Source organism: Acidimangrovimonas pyrenivorans (assembly GCF_042643245.1).
GTDB lineage: Bacteria > Pseudomonadota > Alphaproteobacteria > Rhodobacterales > Rhodobacteraceae > Acidimangrovimonas > Acidimangrovimonas pyrenivorans.
In genome coordinates this window covers 1-850 of record NZ_JBHRSK010000036.1, presented here as the reverse complement: position 1 = coordinate 850, position 850 = coordinate 1, and the positions used below count along the sequence as shown (strand labels likewise).

Annotated in this window: 1 protein-coding gene; it reads left to right on the top strand. The window is 63.1% G+C overall.

What is annotated here, in order from left to right; translation table 11 throughout:
* Positions 1 to 74: 74 nt before the first annotated feature.
* A protein-coding gene (locus ACFOES_RS21000; protein WP_377835686.1) for an IS5 family transposase occupies positions 75 to 850 on the top strand; the annotation gives its coding sequence in 2 pieces (ribosomal slippage) (positions 75 to 393 and positions 393 to 850; 777 coding nt annotated over the 2 pieces). This gene is flagged as partial in the annotation.

The window sequence follows — 850 nt, the reverse complement described above, 5'->3', positions numbered from 1 at the left end:
CTAGGTCACGCACTCATAAATGACTGGCACCAATTTAGGATTGCTGATTCACTTCTGGAAAAGAGGAGAGCAGCATGGCCCAGCGTCGCTACGAGTTGACCGACTTCGAGTGGTCGATCATCGAACCGCTTCTGCCGAACAAGCCGCGCGGGGTGCCGCGTGTTGACGACCGTCGGGTGCTGAACGGCATCTATTGGCGGCTCAGGACGGGGTCACCCTGGGCCGATATTCCGGACCGCTACGGCCCCTCTACCACCTGCTACAACCGCTTTGTCCGGTGGGCGAAGCTGGGCGTTTGGGACAGGATATTCGATGCGGTATCAGCAGCTTATGAAGGTTCCGAACAATCCGTCGACAGCTCGTCGATCCGCGTCCATCAGCACGGGGCCAACGCAAAAAGGGGGGCGCCGAGGCCGCCGGCCTGGCTGACCTTCGAGCCGTCTGCATGGGGCGCTCGCGGGGCGGCCTGACCACCAAGATACATGCCGTGACCGATGCGCACGGCCTGCCGATCACGCTGAAGCTGACGGCGGGCCAAGCTCACGACGGGCGCTCGGCCGATGATATGCTCGACACGGTCGGGCCGGGACAGACCCTGCTGGCGGACGCGGCCTACGACAGCAACCGGCTGCGCGACCACCTCGCGGCAATCGCTGCCAAGGCCGTCATCCGCCCGATTCCGCGCCGATCCGCGCCACCACCTCTGGACCGGGACGCCTACCGACGCCGCAACCGGATTGAACGGTTCTTCTCAAAACTCAAGCATTACAGGGTAATCGCCACCAGATACGAGAAACACGACGCCAACTTCCTCGCCCTCGTCAAACTCGCCGCCACACGCATCTGGTTG